Annotated in this window: 19 protein-coding genes; 7 read left to right on the top strand and 12 right to left on the bottom strand. The window is 68.0% G+C overall.

The features are described from left to right. Window positions 1-2: 2 nt before the first annotated feature. Window positions 3-1,325, bottom strand: a complete 1,323-nt coding sequence (locus ON40_RS26050) for a hypothetical protein (RefSeq protein ID WP_040827086.1) — start codon at window positions 1,323-1,325, stop codon at window positions 3-5. A 149-nt stretch (window positions 1,326-1,474) separates the two neighbouring features. On the opposite strand from ON40_RS26050, the gene ON40_RS26045 reads away from it, so the two are divergent. Further along, the gene (locus ON40_RS26045) at window positions 1,475-3,004 is read left to right on the top strand and encodes an FAD-binding protein (protein WP_040827083.1); all 1,530 of its coding nucleotides are present in this window, start codon (window positions 1,475-1,477) and stop codon (window positions 3,002-3,004) included. A 21-nt stretch (window positions 3,005-3,025) separates the two neighbouring features. Here the strand turns inward: ON40_RS26045 and ON40_RS26040 are convergent, their stop codons facing one another. Beyond that, window positions 3,026-3,559, bottom strand: coding sequence for a hypothetical protein (locus tag ON40_RS26040; RefSeq protein ID WP_040827081.1), 534 nt, complete (start codon window positions 3,557-3,559; stop codon window positions 3,026-3,028). Between the two features lie 213 nt (window positions 3,560-3,772). On the opposite strand from ON40_RS26040, the gene ON40_RS26035 reads away from it, so the two are divergent. Beyond that, complete coding sequence (locus ON40_RS26035; protein WP_040827079.1) at window positions 3,773-4,621, top strand: hypothetical protein; 849 nt, start codon at window positions 3,773-3,775, stop codon at window positions 4,619-4,621. Window positions 4,622-4,685: 64 nt separating this feature from the next. Here ON40_RS26035 and ON40_RS26030 read toward each other — a convergent pair whose 3' ends face one another. Continuing rightward, on the bottom strand, window positions 4,686-5,252 hold the full coding sequence (locus ON40_RS26030; RefSeq protein WP_040827078.1) for a TetR/AcrR family transcriptional regulator: 567 nt from the start codon (window positions 5,250-5,252) through the stop codon (window positions 4,686-4,688). Between the two features lie 300 nt (window positions 5,253-5,552). On the opposite strand from ON40_RS26030, the gene ON40_RS26025 reads away from it, so the two are divergent. Continuing rightward, on the top strand, window positions 5,553-6,539 hold the full coding sequence (locus ON40_RS26025) for an ABC transporter substrate-binding protein (RefSeq protein ID WP_040827076.1): 987 nt from the start codon (window positions 5,553-5,555) through the stop codon (window positions 6,537-6,539). A 56-nt stretch (window positions 6,540-6,595) separates the two neighbouring features. Beyond that, window positions 6,596-8,200: an ABC transporter substrate-binding protein gene (locus ON40_RS26020; protein WP_040827074.1), complete on the top strand. Its 1,605-nt coding sequence runs from the start codon at window positions 6,596-6,598 to the stop codon at window positions 8,198-8,200. Between the two features lie 12 nt (window positions 8,201-8,212). Here the strand turns inward: ON40_RS26020 and ON40_RS26015 are convergent, their stop codons facing one another. The 4 genes from ON40_RS26015 to ON40_RS26000 form a co-directional block, all read right to left on the bottom strand. Continuing rightward, window positions 8,213-8,857 (bottom strand): trimeric intracellular cation channel family protein, encoded by a 645-nt coding sequence (locus ON40_RS26015; RefSeq protein ID WP_040827072.1) that lies wholly within the window; start codon window positions 8,855-8,857, stop codon window positions 8,213-8,215. Between the two features lie 78 nt (window positions 8,858-8,935). Continuing rightward, the gene (locus tag ON40_RS26010) at window positions 8,936-10,249 is read right to left on the bottom strand and encodes a sensor domain-containing diguanylate cyclase (protein WP_040827070.1); all 1,314 of its coding nucleotides are present in this window, start codon (window positions 10,247-10,249) and stop codon (window positions 8,936-8,938) included. 29 nt (window positions 10,250-10,278) lie between these two features. After that, window positions 10,279-11,088, bottom strand: a complete 810-nt coding sequence (locus ON40_RS26005; RefSeq protein WP_040827144.1) for an SAM-dependent methyltransferase — start codon at window positions 11,086-11,088, stop codon at window positions 10,279-10,281. A gap of 131 nt (window positions 11,089-11,219) precedes the next feature. After that, on the bottom strand, window positions 11,220-12,005 hold the full coding sequence (locus ON40_RS26000) for a DinB family protein (protein WP_040827068.1): 786 nt from the start codon (window positions 12,003-12,005) through the stop codon (window positions 11,220-11,222). 381 nt (window positions 12,006-12,386) lie between these two features. Between ON40_RS26000 and ON40_RS25995 the strand changes: the two genes are divergently transcribed. Continuing rightward, a complete protein-coding gene (locus ON40_RS25995; RefSeq protein ID WP_245567994.1) occupies window positions 12,387-13,127 on the top strand; it encodes a DUF6319 family protein in 741 nt (246 codons plus the stop codon). Between the two features lie 29 nt (window positions 13,128-13,156). Here ON40_RS25995 and ON40_RS25990 read toward each other — a convergent pair whose 3' ends face one another. Then, window positions 13,157-13,546: a nuclear transport factor 2 family protein gene (locus tag ON40_RS25990; protein ID WP_040827064.1), complete on the bottom strand. Its 390-nt coding sequence runs from the start codon at window positions 13,544-13,546 to the stop codon at window positions 13,157-13,159. After that, complete coding sequence (locus tag ON40_RS25985) at window positions 13,543-14,013, bottom strand: hypothetical protein (protein WP_040827062.1); 471 nt, start codon at window positions 14,011-14,013, stop codon at window positions 13,543-13,545. Before ON40_RS25985 ends, ON40_RS25990 begins: the two co-directional genes overlap by 4 nt. Window positions 14,014-14,182: 169 nt before the next feature. Between ON40_RS25985 and ON40_RS25980 the strand changes: the two genes are divergently transcribed. Further along, window positions 14,183-14,665: a MarR family winged helix-turn-helix transcriptional regulator gene (locus ON40_RS25980; RefSeq protein ID WP_051193562.1), complete on the top strand. Its 483-nt coding sequence runs from the start codon at window positions 14,183-14,185 to the stop codon at window positions 14,663-14,665. 448 nt (window positions 14,666-15,113) lie between these two features. On the opposite strand, the gene ON40_RS25975 is transcribed toward ON40_RS25980, so the two are convergent. From ON40_RS25975 to ON40_RS25965, 3 genes are read right to left on the bottom strand one after another with little or no spacing between them, the layout of a single operon-like run. After that, a complete protein-coding gene (locus ON40_RS25975; RefSeq protein ID WP_051193561.1) occupies window positions 15,114-16,757 on the bottom strand; it encodes a GGDEF domain-containing protein in 1,644 nt (547 codons plus the stop codon). Next, window positions 16,757-17,377 carry a hypothetical protein gene (locus ON40_RS25970; RefSeq protein ID WP_245567993.1) on the bottom strand — a complete coding sequence of 207 codons (621 nt, stop codon included), beginning with the start codon at window positions 17,375-17,377 and terminating at the stop codon, window positions 16,757-16,759. Before ON40_RS25970 ends, ON40_RS25975 begins: the two co-directional genes overlap by 1 nt. Further along, a complete protein-coding gene (locus ON40_RS25965; protein ID WP_083895935.1) occupies window positions 17,374-17,922 on the bottom strand; it encodes a pyruvoyl-dependent arginine decarboxylase in 549 nt (182 codons plus the stop codon). Before ON40_RS25965 ends, ON40_RS25970 begins: the two co-directional genes overlap by 4 nt. Before the next feature lie 228 nt (window positions 17,923-18,150). Here ON40_RS25965 and ON40_RS25960 point away from each other — a divergent pair, with 228 nt between their 5' ends. Next, complete coding sequence (locus ON40_RS25960) at window positions 18,151-19,896, top strand: sodium:solute symporter family protein (protein ID WP_083895929.1); 1,746 nt, start codon at window positions 18,151-18,153, stop codon at window positions 19,894-19,896.

Below are 19,896 nucleotides of genomic sequence, written 5' to 3'. Positions count from 1 at the left end.
TTTCAGGGGGAGGGGGTCGTTCGAGGCGTGGTCGGAGCGGCTTCCGGGACCATTGGTTTGCGGCTGATCACGTAGGCGAAAACCGCGTATCCCGCGATCATCGCCAAGGCCGTCCACCCGGGCGCCGCGGACGTGCGCTCGTCGAACTCGCACACGACCGCGCGATCGGCGCCGACCATATCGCAGGTGCCGAAGCTGAGGCGGGCGCGCAGCGCGATGATCACAGAGGGGACCAGCAGGATCACGATCGCCAACACCCGGCTCGCGCTGTGCCGCGGCGGGGAGGTGCCCAGGCAGTAGCCCGCGATCAGTACCAGCGCCACCTCGACGATCGCGTCGGTGACGGAGTTGTGCACGTGCGTCAGCAGCACCGCGGCCAACGCCAGGGCCGCCGCGGCGGTCAGTGCGATCGGCAGGGACGACCAGCGCACCCCGATCAGCACCCCGGCCGCGCACAGCAGGATCAGGATCGCGACGGACCATTGCGGGATGGCGGCGGGCACCACCGCGTTCCCGGAGGCGGTCAGGGCCGCGGCGAGCAGGACGAACATGCCGTCGCGGCCCGGTAGCAGCAGTGCGGCGACACCCGTGATGACCACCGTGACCGCCGCGCAGACCGCGATCGACAACGCACTGTCGGCATGACGTGCGATCCATCCGGCGAGGAACAGCCGGGACGCGATCAGGATGACGCCGGTCACGATCGGCGCTATCGGCAGCTCCACCGACAGCCGGTTCGCCGGGGGCTGGCGTCGGTTCAGATAGGCGCTGATCGCGATCAACACCAGGACCAGGCCGATCATCCACGTCGGCGGGGAATTGCCCGGCACCCAGTTCGCGCGGACGTGGTGGTCGGCCATTCCGGTGCGGAACGGGGCGGGCAGCGCCTCGACGATCACGATGCTGCCGATCGCGCCGACCGTCCACCCGAACGCCGCAGTCCGCCGATGCAGCACCGCCGCACCCAGACCACCCAGCAGCACGCCGCCCGCGAGCGCATCGAGGAAGTTCAGGGTGGTCAGCGAGGATTCCGGCCCGGCCGACCGCCCGAGCAGATGGTTGACGAACAGCACCGCGATGCCGAACAACGCCGTGCACCAGGCGACCAGCTCGTTCAACGCGGTCGCGGCGAAGGTCGACACGATCACCGCGACGATCGCCCCGGCGGCAATTGCCCGCGGTTGACTGTTGGCGAGCATATTGAGCTGCAGTGGACCGGAGTCGATGCCCCATCGAAAGTCGACCGGTAACGTCAGCGACAGCCCGGCAACAATGGTCGCCAGGAATGCGGTGATCGACTCCACGGTTCCGTGCGCATATCGCACCCGGTCAAAACTACCCGCACCGTCCGAATGGGACAGGTGAAACGCTGGTAGCTGAGAAGTCGCTGTCCAATGATCGGGACAGTTGCCTTCCGGGCAGGTCCGCGCTGGCTACCGTCGGAGGAGATTTTTTCCGGCGGAAGTGGTGCGGTGTGAACTGGGACGAAGAAGTCGATGTGCTGGTCGCGGGTTCGGGCGGCGGGTTGTGCGGTGCGTACACCGCCGCGCGTGAAGGGCACAGCGTGCTGGTCGTGGAGGCGACCGACAAATTCGGCGGCACCACGTCGTATTCCGGCGGCGGGGGCATGTGGTTTCCGTGCAATCCGGTGCTGCGCCGCGCGGGCGTGGACGACACCCTCGACGAGGCACTCACCTATTTTCGGGCGGTGGTCGGCGACCGCACACCGGCCGAGTTGCAGGACACCTACGTGCGTCGCGGCGGCGGGGTGATCGAGTACCTCGAGCAGGACGACAGCTTCTCCTTCCAGGTCTTTCCGTGGCCGGACTACTTCGGCAAGGCGGCCGGGGCGCGTCTGGACGGTAATCGGCACATCATCCCGACTCCGCTGCCCGCCGATCGGCTCGGCGCGCTCAGTGAATCGGTGCGCGGCCCGCTGGCCACCGACCGGCTCGGCGAGGAACAGCCCAGCACACTGATCGGCGGCCGGGCCCTGATCGGCCGCTTCCTGCTGGCGTTGTCGAAGTTTCCGAACGCCGCACTGCGGTTGAACACCGCGCTGGCCGAGTTGATCGTGCAGGACGGCGCGGTCACCGGGGCCGTCGTCGAACGCGAGGGCGTGCGCACCGCCATTCGCGCCCGCCGCGGAATCATCCTGGCCGCAGGCGGTTTCGAGGGCAACCAGGAGCTGCGCGAGCGATACGGTGTGCCCGGCACGGCCCGGGACACCATGGGTCCGTGGGGCAATCTGGGCCGCGCGCACGAGGCCGCGATAGCGATCGGCGCCGACACCGACCTGATGGATCAGGCGTGGTGGTCGCCCGGGATGATCCATCCGGACGGGCGCGCGGCCTTCGCGCTGTGGTTCACCGGCGGTCTGTTCGTCAATCAGGACGGGGTGCGGTTCGTCGACGAATCCGCGCCCTATGATCGGGTGGGCCGCGAGGTCATCGAGCAGATGCGCAGTGGCGCAACGACATTGCCGTACTGGATGATCTACGACGACAGCAACGGCGTGGTCCCGCCGGTGCAGGCGACGAATGTGCCGACGGTCGAGCCGGAGCAGTACGAGGCCGCGGGCCTGTGGCACACCGCCGATACGCTCGAGCAACTCGCCGAGCGGATCGGGGTGCCGGGCCCGGCGCTGGTCGCGACGGTGGCCCGGTTCAACGAGCTGGCCGAACGCGGCCGCGACGAGGATTTCGGGCGCGGCGACGAGGCGTACGACCGGGCGTTCTCCAACGGGGAATCACCGCTCGTGCCGATCGGCGCGGGCCCGTATCACGCGGCCGCCTTCGGCATCTCGGATCTGGGCACCAAGGGCGGTCTGCGCACTGACAGCGCGGCGCGGGTTCTGACCGCGTCCGGGGAGCCGATTCGCGGGTTGTACGCCGCCGGCAACACCATGGCCGCGGTGAGCGGCACGGTGTATCCCGGCGGCGGCAATCCGATCGGCGCCTCGGTGCTGTTCAGTCACCTGGCCGCACTGGACATGCTCGGGTGAGGGCCTCGGCCCGCCGCGGCCTCAGCCCGAGCCGGTGCCTGCCGACCCGCTGGACGCTCCGGGTGCGGCGACGAGACTGAAGTCGTTGCACCATCCGCCCGCACTGGCGCCGGTGGCCTGGCAGGCGATGTACACCGTCGGGCCGACCGCGGTGAAGGTCTGGCCGACGGTGGTCGGCGAGGTCACCGACCGGCTGACGTACGCCACGCCGGTCCGCGAATCCAGCGCGAGGGCGAGTACCGAACCGCCCGGATTCGCACCGGCCCGCACCGAATAGGTGTACCGCCCCCCGTTGGTCACCGGGACGTCCTGGCCGATATAGCCGTTGTCGTGCACGCTGGCGCCGCTGCCGCCGACGTTCGCGTGGTAGACGTGGCCGGACCAGCCGCTGAGCCCGCTGTGGAAATTCGCGTTGGTCACCAGATTGGCGGCCGCGCTGGGGTGCGGATCGACGGTGAGGGGTATGGCGTTCGCGAGGGCTGTCCCGCCGAGGCAAGCGGCTGCCGCGAGTGCGGCGGCGGTACGGGTGCGGCCGAGTCGCAGTGAGCTTGTCATCGCAATTCTCCTTGCTGAAGCCCGACTGAACTACATTCCCTGTTACCGATTGGCAACCTTGGGTTCGCTAACGTTAGCACCACTTCGAGCTGGCGATGTATCACACGAGTCTGGATCGTGATAGAGCAGAACGATGTGACTCGAACTGGGCTCACCAGCGCCGCGCACCGTGTCTGGTAATCGAACAGCAAATTTCGTGGCTACTGTGCGGATATGGACTTGGTGCTCGAATGGGATCGGCATCCGGGAACAGGTCTGCGCCTGGCGAACGAGCTGGCCGGTGCGGCCGGACTGGCTGTCGCCGAGGATCTCGGGCCCGCGCGCGGCCGACTGGGGATCCTGGCCGCCCGGCGCGACGGCGAACTGCTCGGCTGGGCCGCCCTGACCGGAGATGAACATGCGCGGGCTCTGACCGAACCTGTCTACGTGTCGCGATATGCCCGCCGAATTCGGTTGGGGCACTATGATTTCGAACCGGCCACCGCTGCCGAGGAGGCCGTCGTGAAGGCGCTGCTGGCCGGTGCGGCCGGACAGGCGCGGGCACTGGGCTACCGGGTGCTGCGGTGGCGCGGCACCGACATCGGTCCCGAGGGACGTGCGGCCGCCGCGCTCGGCGCGGTCGCGGTCGGTGAACACGCCCGCGTGTGGACCGCCGAACCGCGCACCTGGCGGGCTCCGATGGCGCTGAGCTTCGCCGAACCGGTCGACTGTGTGCTGCACGCCCTCGCCGAATCCACCGAACCGGCCGGTGAGGCGCTCGTGGTCGCCCTGCTGACACCGGGTTCGGTGGATCCGGTAGCCAGCGTGGCCACCTCGGTCGTCGGCAGCGCGGCGTACATCGATGCAGGGGAGGGGTTCACCTATCAGGACGTGGATCCCGGCGGTCTGGCCGCATTGGTCGGCGCGGTCATCACCGAATTGCACGACCAGGTGCCACAGGCCCTGGTGCTGCGCGTTTTCGAGCACGACGACCAGCGCGTCCGCACGGCCTTGGCCACGGCGGGGCTCACCCTCTCGGCTCGCTGTCGCGATTACGAACTCGCACTCGGCGCCGCGGGCTGAGGTTGCCGGTTTCCGGGCTCCCACCCGGATGACGTCGCGGTGCTCGAGGCGATGTACGCGGTGCTCAGGGCGATGTGCGCAGCCCCGCGAGGACGACCGTGAGCAGCCGCTCGGCGGCCTCGGGAGTCTGTTCGCAGGCTGCTCCGATGCCGTGACCGAGACGGATCAGGTCCTTCGGTTCCAGTTCCGGGCGAACGAGTCCGGCCTCCTGCGCGGGTCGAAGCACAGCGGCGGCGGCCTCGGTGGCGATCGTGGAACACAGCATGAAGGTGTCCGAGTCGCGGTCCAGGGCGGCCTTGAGGGTGACCGCGAGGCCGCGCCGGTTCATCACGAAGTCGACCTGCGCGCGCACCCACAGGTCCAGAGCTTCCAGCGGCGTGTAGTCCGCATCGAGCAATTCCGCCGCGCGTCTGCTGAGCGCCTCGATACTCGAGCGGTAGACGGCCTCGATGAGTGCCGCGCGATTCGGGAAGTGCCGGTACAGGGTGCCGGGGCCGACACCGGTGCGGCGGGCGATCTCGTCCAGCGGCGCCTCGGTCCCCAGTTCGGCGAACATCTGGCGAGCGCATTCGAGGATGCGCTCGTAGTTGCGGCGCGCATCGGCGCGCATCGGCCGCGTCGTTGCGTCCATGGGGCCTCCCGTGAGGTGCACACTGCCGCCTCCAATGATAAGAGGAGAAATTCTCCGATTGACTCCTCGGGTGTGCGTTCGGGCGACTGCACAGCCGATCCGAAGGCACTGCACACCTGCCGCGCAGGAAACAGCGTTCGATTCACGGCGATCGAGAGTGCAGACGCGCCAACGGGTTCGCACCTAGCGTCGGTGTTGCCCAGCTGGGGCGACCGTGCAGACCTGGCTCGCGGACGTCGCGACGATCCGGCTCGCGGGCACAGTGCAACCGCCAGGCTCGATGGAGGACAAGGCGATTCGATGAGGGTCCAGGCAGGAATTCGGCGGCGCACCGTGGTGCTGACCGCCGTGCTCAGCACCGTGGCGCTGGTGGCCGGCGCGTGCGGCGGTGGCGACGGCACCGGTGACGAGGTCCGCTCGGTGAACGGGCAGACCTACGATCTCTCGCCGCAGCAGGCGAGCCGGGTACACGCGGACAAGGTGGATTCGATCGCCGCGCAGGTGCCCGCCGCGATCCGCGATCGCGGCACGCTGATCGTCACCGGATCCGCCGATGCCGGTGCGCCACTGCGTTTCTACGCCACCGACGACCGCACCGTGATCGGCTCGGAACTGGACTTCGCTTCGCTGGTCGCGGACGTCATCGGGCTGAAACTCGATGTGCGGACCGCGGATTGGGCGCAGAACTTCGTCGCCGTGGATTCCGGCGCGGTGGACGCGTTCATCTCCAACGTGACCGTCACCGAGGAACGCAAGGAGAAGTACGACTTCGCCACCTACCGCAAGGACACGCTCGCGCTGGAGCTGCCCAAGGATGCGAACTGGACCTACAAGGACCGGGAATCGCTGGCGGGCAAGCGGATCGGCGTGGGCAGCGGCACCAACCAGGAACAGCTGCTGGTGCAGTGGGATCAGCAGAACGTGGCCCAGGGCCTGCCGAAGATCGAGATCGCCTATTACCAGAAGACCACCGACTACTACCTGGCGCTGGCCTCGCACCGTCTCGACGGCTTCCTCGGCCCCGATCCGGATGCGGCCTACCACGTCGCCACCACGGGACAGACGAAGATCGTCTCGACCTTCTCCGGTGCGGGTGATGCGTTGCAGGCCGAGATCGCGGTGCTCACCAAGAAGGACAACGGTCTGATCGGCCCGGTGCACCAGGCGTTGCAGTACGCCATCGACCACGGCCTGTACCGCAAGGTGCTCGACCGCTGGGGCCTGGGCGGCGAAGCGGTGCAGCAGAGCCGGATCAATCCGCCCGGACTGCCGAAGAAAGCCCCGTGACCGGGCACCCCGGCGACTCGACGACCCACGCAGCACAGCCTCCCCGGAGATCGACCATGAAACGCCTTCTCGCTTCCTTCTGCGCACTCACCGCGACGCTCACACTCGCGGCCTGCGGTTCCGGAACCCCTTCCGGTGACGCCGCCGGACCGCCGCGACCCGGCGGAACCCTGCGCTACGGCCTGTCGCTCGCGTCGACCTGCTCGGATCCGGCCCAGTCCGGCACCAACCAAACCCTCTATGTCACACGGCAGATCGTGGATTCGCTGACCGACCAGGATCCGAAGACCGGCGCGATCACGCCCTGGCTGGCGCAGAGCTGGGAGGTGAGCCCGGATGCCAGGACGTTCACCTTCCATCTGCGACCCGGGGTCACCTTCAGCGACGGCACCGCCCTGACCGCGACGTCCGTGCAGAAGAACTTCGACGCCATCGTGCACACGCTCACCGGGGCCAAGGCGCAGCTGGCGGCGAGTTATCTGGCCGGGTACACCGGGACCACCGTGCTGGATCCGCTCACCGCGCAGGTCGGTTTCGACCGTGCCAATGCGCAGTTCCTGCAGGCGTCTTCGACGCCGCAGCTGGGCATTCTCGCCGACGCCACGACCGCCCAGCCCGCCGATCGACGCTGCCTGGGCAACGATATCGGCAGCGGGCCGTTCACCTACGCCGGATACCGGCAGGGCGCCTCCGCGACGTTGGCCAAGCGTGTCGGATACAACTGGGGTTCAACAGTTTTCGGCCATCACGGGGCGGCGTATCTGGACCGGATCGAATTCACCGTGATCCCGGAGTCCGGGGTCCGCACCGGCAGCCTGTCCTCCGGTCAGCTCGACGCGGTGAGTGATGCACTGCCGCAGGACGCCCCGCAGATCGAGGGTTCCGGCGGTCGGTTGCTCGTCACGCCGAATCCCGGTGTCCCGTTCGGTATCCAGCCGAATCTGACCCGCGGTCCGCTGGGCGATCCGGCGGTGCGCGCCGCACTGCTGCCCGCGATCAACCGCAAGGAACTCGTCGACACCGTGCTGGGGCCGCAGTTCAAGACCGCGACCAGTTCGCTGGCCTCGAAAACACCTGAGTACGTGGATCTTTCGAAACGTCTCGGCTACGCCCCCGATACCGCGAAGTCGCTGCTGGACAAGGCGGGCTGGGCGCCGGGCAGTGACGGCATCCGGGTCAAGGACGGTGTGCGGCTGTCCTTCGGCGTGCTGTTCAGCCATGCCTTCGCCGGGAACCAGGCGATCCTCGAACTGGTCCAGCAGCAGCTGCGAACCGTCGGGGTGGACCTGCGCCTGGAACCCGCGTCCGACGCGGAGTACGCAGCGCGCCAGAGCCGCAAGGACTTCGATGCGCTCTACTACAACACCACCCGCGCCGACGGTGACATCCTGCGCACCGTCTTCGGACTGGACGGTCAGAATTTCAATGTGCGCGGCCCGATTCCGGATCTGGACCGGACGTTGTCCGGTGAGTTGCAGACGACCGACGCCGCGGCGCGATCCGAGCTCATCGGCCAGGCGCAGCAGCAGGTCCTGGACAACGGACTGTGGATCCCCACGATCGAGCTGTCCCAGACGATCGGGGCGTCCGCGGCGGTGTCGGACCTGAAGTTCGAAGCCTCGGCCCGGCTGCAGTTCTTCGACACCTGGCTGCACCGGTGACCGGCGGCGGGCTCAGCCCCGTCGCCGCCGGGCCCGCGGCGCGTGCCAGTGATAGCGCAGGGCCAGCACCCGGAAGACGACCGCGCCCGCCGACGCCGCCGCACCGGTCCAGGCGGTGAGCGCGCCGAAGTGCAGCAGTGCCGCGGCCACACTCGCGCCGAGCAGTGCGGGCAGCGCGTAGATCTCCTGATCCGGGCGCAGCACGCTGGGCTGCACACCGGCCAGCACATCGCGAATGAGTCCGCCGCCGACCGCGGTGAGTACGCCGAGCAGCGCCGCGGGCACCGTGGCCAACCCGTGCTGATACGCGGCGACCGTGCCGGTGACGCTGAACACGCCCAGGCCGACCGCATCGGCCAGATCCAGCGGCGTCGCGACCAGCCGGGGCGGCGGCCGCCACAGGAAGATGATCGCCGCGGCCAGGATCGGCAGGCCGAGGTACCACGGATCGGTCAGCGCGACCGGCGGCACCGCCCCGATCACCACATCGCGCACCACGCCGCCGCCGAAGGCCGTCGCACAGGCCAGCACGGCGATGCCGACCATGTCGTAGTCCTTGCGGACCGCCAGCAGCGCACCGGAAACCCCGAAGGCGAATACGCCGAGCAGGTCCGCGGCCCGCTGCACATCCTCGGCCGTCGAGGTCAGCGCGATCATCGAATCCCTTCACCGTCCGGTCAACTCCGGGCTATCGCAGAATAGTAGGCCGGGCCGATCGTCGGGCGGGCGAAGACCTCAGCGCTTGCGCCGGGTGTGCAGCCCCGGACGTGATCGCGCGGACTTGTTGCGGTACATGGCCGTATCGACGGTGTGCATGAGATCGTCGATGGCGGCGGGAGGTTCGTCGACCAGCGCCGTCCCGATCGACGCGCCCACCGAGATCGTATGTCCCGCAATGACTATCGGATCGGACAGCGCGTCCAGTAGCCGCCGGGACAGGATCTGCAGTCCGGTGTCGTCCCGGCATTTCTCGATCAGCACGATGAATTCGTCGCCGCCCAGCCGCGCCGCGAGCCCGCCGGGTTCGGCGACCTCCCGCAACCGCTCGGCCACCGCCTGTAACACCCGGTCGCCGACGGTGTGCCCGTAGGCGTCGTTGATCTCCTTGAAGCCGTCCAGATCCAGATAGCACAGGCCGATCGACGGCGTGGCGTGGGCGAGCCGGTCGAAGAACAGCACCCGGTTGGCCAGGCCGGTCAGATTGTCGTGATGTGCGTCGTGCCACAGCTGATCCGACAGCGCCTTGCGTTCGGTGATGTCCACCGCGACGCCGATCAGGAAACGTATCTGCCCCTGCTCGTCGCGGACCGCCGACATGGACAGGTCGATCGCGGTGCGATGCCCGCTCGGATGGGTGTACCCGGTCTCCAGCCGGAAACGGTCGATCCCGCCCTCCAGCAGTTGCTGGAACTGCGCGTAGGCGGGCCCGATGTTGATCGGCCCGAGCACGTCGGCGACCTGCATTCCGGTGATGGATTCCGCTGGGGCGCCGAACATTTCGGCCATCGCGGCGTTGACGTCCACCACCTGTCCGGTGCGCACGTCGATGGTGCCGATGCCGACCGAGGCGCCCGCGAATATGGCCGAGAACCGCGCCTGCGACAACTGCCGCTGCGCTTGGGCCTCCCGCATCGCCGACAGCGCCGCGGCCACGGTCGTCTCCTGTTCGGACAAGGCCGCCGCGCGCAGGGCCGCGGTGAATCCGGCGGCGAATTCCGCGGCCACGTCGATCGCGCGTTCGCGCACCCGCTCCGGATCGGGCAGCGCCCCGTCCCGTCGCGGATCGGGCGTTCCGACAGCGGCGCGGACCATGTCCCGGCAGATCACCGAGACGGTGCGGCTGACCGCCGTCTCGTCCCGGTAGTTGGCCGCGACCAGCGCCGCGGCGGCGATCCGCGCGCAGTCCAGGCCACTGTCCCCGCGCAGCGCGGCCAGCAGTTGTTCGCAGAGTCCGGCCAGCAGCGCCTCGATCTGGGTGCGGGTCAGCGTGGGGGCGACGACGCCGTCGAGCGCGTCCGCCCAACGCACCGCCAGATCGTGCGAACCCACCTGAACACCCCTGTCCGAGTCGCCCCCGGTCAGACCTTACGGCCCACACCCGCCAGACCGAGCGAGCGCCCCGGCGTCTCGTGCAGGTCCCGGTCGGATTCGGGATGCCACAGCGGTAATTCGACCACGCCGGGCTCGACCATCTCCCACCCGTCGAACATGGCGGTGATGCTCGCGCGGTCGCGGAATCGGATGCCGGTGTGCGACTGGTTCTCCGACAGATCACAGAGCCGGGCCGCGTCGCCGGGCCGCTGGGCCGAGCTCAAATGGGAGATCGCCACATAACTGCCGGTGGGCACCGCGGCGCGCAACTCGCCGACCAGTTCGCGCGGGCCCTCGTGATCCTGCACCAGATGCAGTACCGCGATCAGCAGCACGCCGACCGGTCGGGTGAAGTCGATCAATCCGCTGTCCGCGGCCCGTGCCAGCAGATCCGCCGGTTTGCGCAGATCGGCTTCCAGAGCGTCGGCGTGGTCGTTGCCGACCAGGATGGTCCGCGCGTGCGTGACCGCCACCGGATCGATGTCGACGTACAGCACGCGGTTGCGCGGATCGATCGCCTGGACCACCTCGTGCACATTGCCCGCGGTCGGTATGCCCGAGCCGATGTCGAGGAACTGGTGGATACCGGCGTCGGACAGATACCGGACCGCCCGCCGCAGGAAGGCCCGATTGCTCAGGGCCAGTCGCGGCAGATCGGGCACCAGCTGTCTGGCCATCTCCGCGGCCTTGCGATCGATCTCGAAATTGTGCGAGCCGCCCAGCAACGCGTCGTACATCCGCGCCGGGCTCGCCTTCGTCATGTCGACGCCGTCGGGCGCCCATGTCGGCCTGTCCACTCGAATCCCCTTCGTATTCGCGATCCGACCGCCCGCACGCGACGGGTCGTCCGGCACCCGGTCACCCCGGGACGGGTGCATCTGCATGCTAACCGCGCTGTATGAGTCGGAACTGTGAACTTCGGCGGGAATCACACGAGGTTGATCGAGTCCAGTACGCGCGTGCCGATCTCGGTGTCGCCGGTCACCGCGACGGCGCAGGCGCGCCAGGGCAGCCGCCGGGTGCTCCACTGCGGGAACTCCACCGACATCGCCGCGATGTGGGCCGTGGCCCCGGCGGCGCGTCCCGGCCGCACGCGCAGCCGTCCGCCGCGTGGCTCGAGCCGCCAGGTGCCGCCCCCCGGACCGGTGAGGGTCAGTGCCACCGAGGTGTCGAGCCAGCTCAACGCCTCGCGGTGCGAATGCTCGAGCAGTGTGGTCAGCCAGCGCAGGATCGAGGTCATCCGGCGCGCGTCGGTGGGCGGAGTGGGGCGGTCCAGCGCCGGGGCGATGTCGTGGCGCACATGGGTGTGCCATTCGTACACCAGCATGGCCGGCGCGAGTTCGAGTGGGTACCAGCCCAATTCGCCGTACGGGATGCGGATGGCGTTGAGTCCGGGCATGGTCAGCACGGTCAGGGCGGCAATGCCGCGGCGGCTCCAGGTCTCGAATTCGCCGGGGAGCTGTTTGGTTGTGTGCGAACGCTTTTCGTCGACGAGTCGCTCGTTCAGGCGTTCCACGTCGCGGGTGGTCATATAGGCCGCGGCGGTCGGGGTGAGGATCGCGCGCAGCACGGTGGTCATGTGGATGAGCACGTCGGCGACCGACCAGCCCGCCGCCGCGCTGGGCGCGCCGAGGTCCGCGGCGCTCAGATCGCGGCAGAAGTCGAGCACGGCGCGGCGCTCGTCGTGCAACGCGGGCAGATGTGCCGAACTCATCGCATCGCCCCGTCGACCGCCGGACTCCTCATGGAGTCCGGACATTACCCGGTAACGGCCCGGCTGTCCGCGCCGAGGAGGAATACCCGAAGATTGCTGTGTGACATGGAATCGGTGTGGGCGGTTGCGGCAATCGGCGTCGCGAGTTCTCCGCAGCCCCTACGATTCTCCTGGTTGGTCGAGTACGCGGGATCGGGTCGGAGGTGGCGGTGCGGTTACGGCAGCTGGGTTTTGCCGAGGGATTGCTGGCCTTCAGTGCGAGGCCGAGCCGCATCCGGCGATGTGGACTTGTCGGTGCTATGGGGCATGCTCTTGGCACGCAGACGTCAACGAACCCGCCCGGAGTGCACCATGTCATCGCGTCGAACGAAGCCGCAGCCGTTGTCCGACACAGAAATTCGGCAGATCGCCGCGGACCTCGCCGCCGATCGCCCACCGATGGTGTGGTTCACCGCGGAAGCGGTCGGGGTGCCCGAGGGTCGCTCGGGAAAGGTGCTCGCGCTCGGTGATCCCGCCGAGGGCGATTTCCTCCAGGTGCGGCCCACGGGTTCCAAGGATGTGCTGTCGTTCTCGCCCACCGAAGTGACGCTGACCAAACCGGCCCGGCGCACCGCGCCCCCGGCCGCCGCGAAACCCAGGAAGGACACCCCAGTGAGCATGCCGTCGTCCGTCACCCCGTCGCCGCAGCCGCCGAGCCCGGCCCAGGAGACCGCGGCCCCCGCGCAACCGGCCCCGGCCGTCGCCAAGCCCGCCGGGCCCAAGCCCGCCGCCGAGTCCGACAGCTCCGCCGAGAACGCCAAGCCCGGCGCCAAACAGCCCGCCCGCCCCGCGAAGGCCGCCCCCGCCCGCAAGGCGAAGACCCCCGAGGTCACCGTCACGTTGTCCGGCACCGCCGACGGGGAGTGGACCGTCGACGTCGTCAACGGCAAGAAGCGCACCGTGCGCGGCCTGACCGTCGCGGGCTCGTCGGTGGCCCAGGCCGCCAAACTCCTGCACCCCGAGGTGGCCGAGGTGGTCGACTCGGTCCTGGAGTCGGTGCGAAACTCCCAGCGCGTCAAGGTGGAACAGCTCCAGTCCGAACTCGAGCAGGCGCGTCGCCTTCTCGACGAACTTTCGGGCTAGAGGGTTTTCGACTCCGCGCCGTCGGTCGATTACGGGGTTTGCCCGCGTGATCCGAGGTGGGCCAGGATCGCCCACTGCTGCCCGCGTCGGCGCAGGATGAATACTTCACCGGCCGGGGCGATGCTGTCCGCCTCGCCCGAGGGGGTCAGGGTGGTGGTGACGAATACGACCTCCCCACCCGAGGCGATGTAGTGCACACGTCGCTGCCGGGCCGGACGTGCGGTGGCGCACACCTGGCGGTAGTACGTGTCGACATCGGTACCGAATGCGGCGCTGTCATCGGCGGGGTAGCACGCGCCGTATTCGGCGAACACGGCTGTGACCGCGGCGCTGTCGCCGCACGCCAGTGCGGTGTCGTAGCGGTCGAGCACGGCCCGCACCTGTTCGTCGAGGGGCTGGGCATGGGTTGCGCCGGTCATGCCAGGGCCCCGGCCTGCGGCGTGACGATCGGCGATGTCGTCGGCGGGGACGTGGCCGATGCGGGTTCGTCACGGCCCGGGGTGTCCGCGCTGGTGATGAGCTGCTGAATCTGCCGATGCAGGCGTAATGCCGCGCGCGGGTGGAACGACCAGGCCCGATATTCGCCGCCGTCCCAGGTGTACACCGAGATCCAGTACACCGGAACATTTTTCGCGTTGGCCGGAACGACCGGCGTGAATTCCTCCTCTTCGCTCGCCGGGGCTGCGTCGTCGCCCGACTCGCCGGTGAGCGTGACCTCTGCCTTCTGCAGTCCGACCGGCACCGGCGCCAGGAAGGCCGCGCGCTCGTCGTCGCTGGTCAGCGTCCGGTAACCGGGGTGGTCGTGGTCGCGTAGGGCATAGAGCGTATTCCGCTCCACGTACAGGCCGACGACCCGCCGTCGCTGCCGGTACTGCCGAAAACCCATCACTCGCAGAACTCCTCATGTGGGGCGTCCATGTGACGCATATCGCTACGAACACGAACACTATGCATCACAACACTCTCTATAGCAACTGTTCGCATGAGTAATATCTTCGTATGGAGTCTTGCGGGGTGTATTGTCCGAATGCGAAACCGGCGAAGGAGACGTGGGTATGGAGGTCGAGGCGTTGAGCACCGACGAAGAAAGTGCGTGGCGGTTCTACCTGCGCTCGCACGCCCTGCTCACCCGCACCCTCGACGCCGAGCTACGCGCCGAACACGGCATGACGTTGCTCACCTACGACGCCCTGGTGCAGTTGTCCGAAGCGCCGGGCCAGGCGATGTACATGCGGAATCTGGCCGCCGCGTTGCTCTACAGCGCCAGCGGACTCACCCGCATCGTCGACGGCCTGGAGAAATCCGGCTACGCCGAACGCCGGATCGACCCCGCCAATCGGCGCGCGACCCTGGTCACGCTCACCCCCGAGGGAGTTCGAGCCCTGCAAGCGGCATGGCCGACCCACGTACGCGGCGTCCGTGGCCATTTCGCCCGCTACCTCGGCGACGGCGAGGCGCCGGTCCTGCACCGCGTGCTGGCGGCCGTCGCACAGGATCTGGAGACCGCTCCCGCCGGATCGGCGACAGCCGCGACGTAACACCGGCGCGGGGGCCCCGATGGATTGTTTGCCAGTGGATCGCTGATCAGTGCAGTCGCATCGAATGAACTGGACCGAGCGGCGATCCGGACCTCGATGCAGCGTCATCGAACCGTGGTGCGGGGAAGCGGCGACAGAGTGCAGCCGCCTACCGCGCGAGTTGTCCACCAGCGAACCGTGCGTTGCACAGGTTCCCGATCGCCCAGGAGTGCGCGTTGTTGTTGCATCTGATCGCCCTGCTCGCCTCCGCTGTCGTCGCTGCGGTCCTCGCAGCGCGCTCCGCCGGGTCCGGCAGGCGTCGTCGAGCCGAGGCCCTGGCCCCTGTGACGGCCACGAACCACGAAGCAATTCCGAGAGGCATGGATCTCCCGGTGCGTTCGGTGCAGGTGCGAACCTGCGGGCGAATGGTCACCACGGGCCCGGTTCGATAACCGCGGCAGCCGCCGAGCTAGACGGCGGTTTCGCGGGTTTTGTGACTTTCGCGGCGCCAGACTCGGCGCGATTCGGGGTGGCCCTGGTGACGCATCTCGTCGTGGAAGACGTAGCCGAGGGTGTATTCCTTGGCGTGGTACATGGCCGAATCCGCTTCGCGCAGTAGGTCGTAGACCGAGGTTTCGGCGGGGGTGGGCTCCGTCGGGAGCGGTGTGGGGACGTCCTGTGCGAGGAATGCCTCGGCCGGGGCCGGGCACGCGGCGGTGTGGCCGCGGATCTCGTGCACCGAGCCCGCCGGGCGGGCGGAGCCCACGGCGATGCCGATGCTGGCCGTGATCGAGACCGCGCCGACGCTGAGTTCGAAGGGATTGCCGAACGCGGCGATCAGTCGTTCGGCGAGGGTTGCGGTGTCCGAGCGGTTCGCGCAGGTCAGCACGACGAACTCGTCACCGCCGTAGCGGGCGGCCACATCGTCGTGCCGGATGACCCGGCGGATGCGGGCCGCGGCGTTGGCGATCAGCTCGTCGCCGATGGCGTGGCCGTAGCTGTCGTTGACGGATTTGAAGCCGTCCAGATCGATGAACAGCAGGCACAGTGTGCGCCCGGCCCACCGCTCGTGATTGCGGGCGGGGGCGCGCAGCAGCGCCGAGCGGTTCAGCAGACCGGTGAGCATGTCGTGATCGGCCTGATACTGCGCGCGTCGCTCGCTGCGTGCGCTGCGCCCGATCGCGCGCTCACTGCGCGCCAGCACGCCGATCAGCAGTCCGGCCAGCAATGTGGAGACCACCACTCGATCCACCACGCCGGGCCGATGGCCCATGGTCGGCACCAGCGAGGCGACCACGAGTGCGACCGCGATGACACTGGCCCGCTGACGCGACTGATCGGGCCGGATGCGTTGCTGCTGACCCAGGGTGACCATGGTCGGATGCAGCGCCGCCAGCCCCACCAGCAGATACGCGCCCAGCAGCGGAACCAGCAGAATCTGCAGCGGCGGGTGGATCGACCCGGCCGCCACCAGGTTGTAGCCGAAATCGGCGATCAGGATCGCCAGCAGACTCGTATGCAGCAGGCGCAGTGAGGTTTCCGAGCGCATCGCGGTGACCACCGAATGGGTGACCACGGTCAGCAGCAGCGCATCGATGACCGGGTAGCAGGCCGCGATCACCGCGCTCGCACCGTGTCCGCTGCTCAGGATCGGCGAGATCAGGAACGTCCACGAGGCCAGCAGTGCGCCCAGGCCGATCAGCCCGGAGTCCAGCAGCAGATCGTTGCCGCCGCCGTGCACGCGGCGCGGCGCGAGCCACAGCAGTGCCGCGAGTAGGACACCGGCATATCCGGACAGGGTGAACATATCGTCGAACAGGTACTGTTCGGCCGGTATGAGGTCGCGCAGCGTGATGCCGAAACCGAACAGTACGGCCGATCCGGCCAGCAGATACCACGGCATCGGTGCGGGCGGGTGATGTCGGTGCACGCCGACGGCGATCATCGCCACCGTCATCACGACGACCGCCGCCAAGACGGTGGTGACGACCGCTTCCGCGGCGGTGAGCAGGGGTAGCGCGATCATGACCGCGGCTATCATCGGCACGAATGCGCGCCACAATGGCCCGGCCAGATGCCGGAGGTCGACCGTGTGCTGTTCGCTGAGCATCATCAGTCCCCCTTGTCCGCTCCGTCCCCGATGAACCGTGCCGCGTAGTAAGTCTGGGAATCCTCCACTGCGATCTCGACGGTGGCTCGTTCACCGATCGCCGTCCGCAGAGCGTCGGCGAACGAGAAGCGAGAGTTGTTGTATGAGCAGATGTCCCAGCCGACGGCCGCGCGCTCCGCCGCCAATATCCGGACGACTGATTCGATCATGACATGAAATGCGGCCCCTTGTCGCGCGCCCGGCGCGACCAATGTGAACCCTGCATAGTAGATCGCGTCACGCTCGGCGTGTTGGGGAAAACGCGCCGCGAAATATTCGGGACTGATCCACGGAACGGTCTCCAGGTGACGGGTCAACGTGGTCAGACCGATCGGTTCGCCGTCGGGCGCGCGGGCCACGTGCTTCTGGATTCGCGGATCTGTCATCTCCTGATGGAATTCGCCCGGATGCAGAACCTGCCGTGCGATCGCCCGAGTGCGTAATGGACCGAACGCGTCCTCGTAGAGCAGTTGGAAGCGTTCGATCTGCGGATCCGGAATCGTGGTCTCGACGCTGACCTGGATGCCGCCGGCAGCCGAAGTCGCTGTACGACTTGATCTTTCCGGGTCCTCGGGTTCGGTCACGGTTGGTTCCATCCCGCCGTGTGGTACGCCGCCAGGGCCAGTGCGCAGGTCGGCCGTCCATCGGAGGTGGCCGCGATCGTGCTGGTGCACACCGGCCCGAAGATCCCGGCGCGGGCCGCGGTCATCTCGGTCAGGCTCGCGTGGATGAGTTCGTCGACCGCCCTGGCGGTTTCGGCCTCGTGCTCGACGAACAGGCCCGCGCCCGAGCCGTCGTCGCGCACGGTCCAGCCGATTCCGGCCGCCGCCGTCGCGCCCTCGGTTTCGGCGAATTCCACCGCGTACACGCAGTACAGCCGATCGCCCCAGACGATGGGTTTGCGCACCCTGCGGGTCCGCTCGATCGTGGCGTGTGGCGGGATCACCGACGACAGGCGGATCAGATTCGCTTCTCCCACACCGAGTTCGCGCAGCGCGGCGTCGAATGCGGAGATTCTGGTGGACCCCACTCCGACCGCCGCGCCGACCTCGATGGTCAGCGCGGCGGGGCGGGGTGGGGCGGTACTTCCGGTTCCGAATGTGCCGTGGTGTCGGTGGGTTATGAGCATCCTGTGATCCTTCCCCCGGGGATCCCAGTGTTGCATTTTGAAGGGTGATCTTGCGGCAAAACTTCCTGGAACTGAAAAACATCGTTTCATATCTGTCGCGTATCACCCCCGGTTGCGTGAACGCCCGGCGGCCGGTCGGTGCATACCTCGGATGTGAACGCTAACGGCCCGCTAAGATCCGGACACGACCAAGTGGTCGAATGAGGATTTACCGGACAGGAGGGCCGCATGCCACCCGCTGCAGCGCCACCAGGAATTGTCGAATCGGTGCTGGCAGGAGGCCCGGCACACGAAATATTGGCCGAAGGCGGCGGGCTGCGCCTGGACGCCTCACCCGTCGACTACGTGCTCGTCGCGATCTATTTCGTCTTCGTACTCGGCATCGGCTTGTTGGCCCGTCAGCGGGTGTCCTCGAGCATCGATTTCTTCCTGTCCGGGCGCTCGCTGCCCGCCTGGGTCACGGGTCTGGCGTTCATCTCGGCGAACCTCGGCGCGGTCGAGATCATGGGCATGTCCGCCAACGGCGCCCAGTACGGCATGCCGACCATGCACTACTACTGGATCGGCGCGATCCCGGCCATGCTGTTCCTCGGCGTGGTCATGATGCCGTTCTACTACGGTTCCAAGGTGCGCAGCGTGCCGGAGTTCATGCGCCGGCGGTTCGGCACGGGCGCGCACCTGGTCAACGCGCTCAGCTTCGCGATCGCCCAGGTCCTGATCGCGGGTGTGAACCTGTACCTGCTGGGTTCGATCGTGAACGTGCTGCTGGGCTGGCCGCTGTGGGTGTCGATCATCGTCGCCGCGGCGATCGTGCTGTCGTACATCACGCTCGGTGGTCTGTCGGCCGCGATCTACAACGAGGTGCTGCAGTTCTTCGTCATCGTGGCCGCGCTGCTGCCGCTGACGCTGGTCGGCCTGCATCGCGTCGGCGGCTGGAGCGGGTTGAAGCACCAGATTGCCGCCAAGGTGCCCGACGCCGCACAGCAGATCCACTCCTGGCCGGGTAACGAGCTCAGCGGCTTCTCCAACAGCGTCCTGTCCGTGATCGGCATCGTGTTCGGTCTGGGCTTCGTGCTCTCGTTCGGTTACTGGACGACCAACTTCGTCGAGGTGCAGCGCGCGCTGGCCACACATTCGATCTCCGCGGCGCGGCGCACCCCGATCATCGGGTCGTTCCCGAAGATGTTCATCCCGTTGATCGTCGTCATCCCCGGAATGGTCAGCGCGCTGATCGTGCCGCAGATCGCGGAGTACAAGGCGACCGGCAAGGGCGATGTCACCTACAACGACGCGCTGCTGTACCTGATGAAAGACGTTCTCCCCAACGGACTTCTGGGTGTGGCGCTGACCGGTCTGCTGGCCGCGTTCATGGCGGGCATGGCGGCGAACATCTCCGCGTTCAACACGGTGTTCAGCTTCGACCTGTGGCAGCAGTACCTGAAGAAGGACCGGCCGGACGGCTACTACCTGAATGTCGGGCGCTGGGCGACCGTGGGCGCCACGGTGGTCGCGGTCTTCACCGCGTTCATCGCCGGGAACTTCTCGAACATCATGGACTACCTGCAGACGCTGTTCTCGTTCTTCAACGCGCCGCTGTTCGCCACGTTCATCGTCGGCATGTTCTGGAAGCGGATGACCGCGACGGCCGGTTGGGTCGGTCTGGTGTTCGGCACCCTGTCCGCGATCTTCATCTTCATTCTGAGCGAGACCGGGGTGATCAACCTGTCCGGTCAGGGCTCGAGCTTCCTGGCCGCCGGTGTGGCCTTCGTGGTGGATATCGTGCTCAGCGTCGTGGTGAGTCTGGTGACCGCGCCCAGACCCGAAGCCGAACTGGTCGGGCTGGTGTACTCGCAGACCCCCAAGTCCAGCCTGACCGATGCCGACGCCGCCACGTTGCCGTGGTACCAGCGTCCGGTGCTGCTCGCGGGGATTTCCCTGGTCCTGGTCATCGCGCTGAACATCTTCTTCGGATAA

The sequence above is a fragment of the Nocardia jiangxiensis NBRC 101359 genome (assembly GCF_000308615.1).
GTDB lineage: Bacteria > Actinomycetota > Actinomycetes > Mycobacteriales > Mycobacteriaceae > Nocardia > Nocardia jiangxiensis.
Note: the sequence above shows the minus strand (reverse complement) of the source record. Positions and strands in the feature narration are given on the sequence as shown.